The sequence below is a fragment of the Microbacterium flavum genome (assembly GCF_018717645.1).
Lineage (GTDB): Bacteria > Actinomycetota > Actinomycetes > Actinomycetales > Microbacteriaceae > Microbacterium > Microbacterium flavum.
Window position 1 is genome coordinate 1 of the sequence record NZ_JAFLHG010000023.1, and the last position, 1,488, is coordinate 1,488.

The following is a 1,488-nucleotide window of genomic DNA, read 5'->3' on the forward strand; positions in this document are numbered from 1 at the left end:
CTAGACGCTATGAGTGGTTGAGCCTGAGGCCTCCGCTCGCGTAGACCGTGGGTTGCGAGCCGGTCTTCCGGCTTCGCCTATCCACATACGTGAGGGAGGCCCCAGTTGATATCTGAGCGTACGAGTGTCGGGCTGGATGTGCACGCGCGGAGCGTGGTCGCGGCCGCGATCGATGAGCGAACCGGGGAGCTCGTGCAGCGACGCATGGGCTCCAGCACCGAGGAGATCGTCGCATGGGTGACGGGTCTGCCGGGCCCGGTCGCGGCGACGTACGAGGCCGGTCCGACCGGGTTCGGCCTCGCCCGCGCGTTGACGGCGGCGGGGGTGCGGTGCGTGGTCGCGGCGCCGTCGAAGCTGCAGCGCCCGGTCGGTGACCGGGTGAAGACCGACGCGCGCGACGCGGTCCATCTGGCCCGCCTGTTGCGTCTCGGGGAGATCGTTGAGGTGGTCGTCCCGAGCGTCGAGTCCGAAGCGGCCAGGGATCTGGTGCGCGCCCGCGAGGATGCCCGCGGCGATCTGATGTCCGCCCGGCACCGGGTCAGCAAGCTGTTGCTGCGGCAAGGCATCCAGTACACGGGCGGAAAGGCCTGGACCGTCGCGCACGACGGGTGGCTGCGATCGCAGTGGTTCGAGCTGGTCGGTCTGCAGGCCGCGTTCGACGCCGCCTACGAAGCGATGATCCAGGCCGTAGATCGACGCGACAGACTCGACGCGGCGATCACCCGTATGGCCGCGGACAGCGAGTTCACCGACGTCGTGAACCGGCTCTGCTGCCTGCGGGGCGTGTCGACGCTGACCGGGTTCGGTCTCGCGGTCGAGATCGGCGACTGGACCCGCCTGGACGGGCACCGCATCGGCGCTTATGTCGGCCTGACCCCGTCGGAGTCTTCGTCCGGGGCGTCACGGGCACTGGGCGGGATCACCAAGACCGGCAACGGTCACGCCCGCCGGCTGCTGATCGAAGCGGCCTGGCACCACCGCCCCGCCTACCGGCCCACGTCGCCGATCATGCGCGCCAGATGGGACCGTGCCAGCGCGGCGGCCCGGGCGCGAGGGCATGCCGGCAACCAGCGGCTCCACGACCGCTGGGTCGGGTTCCAGGTCCGGAAGAAGCGCAGCGTCGTCGCCAACGCCGCGATCGCCCGCGAGCTCGCCGGCTGGTGCTGGTCCCTGGCTGTCATGACCTGACCCGTGGTCCTCCAGCTTCCGGTCGTCGACGGTGGTGACGGCAGCGTCCGGGCGACTCGCGACACGCCCTATGAGCACCCGGCCCAGCGGGTCACGCTCGATCTCTAGACTCGCGTGAACGCCCCGCCGAACAAACCGTCATGCGGTATCCAACCCGCGCATATCAGAGTGACAACGCGTCGAACACGACACGCGCGCCACCACCGGACACGACCGGAACGAGCGGACGCCGAAGCCGACGGGCACGGCGTCCGCTCACCCCTGCACACTTGACAAACCCACGCCCATATCAGGGCGTGT

At 69.9% G+C, this 1,488-nt stretch carries 1 protein-coding gene; it reads left to right on the top strand.

What is annotated here, in order from left to right; all coding sequences use genetic code 11:
• The first annotated feature begins 105 nt into the window (after nucleotides 1-105).
• Complete coding sequence (locus tag J0P97_RS15415; RefSeq protein ID WP_005052802.1) at nucleotides 106-1,188, top strand: IS110 family RNA-guided transposase; 1,083 nt, start codon at nucleotides 106-108, stop codon at nucleotides 1,186-1,188.
• The last annotated feature ends 300 nt before the right edge of the window (nucleotides 1,189-1,488 follow it).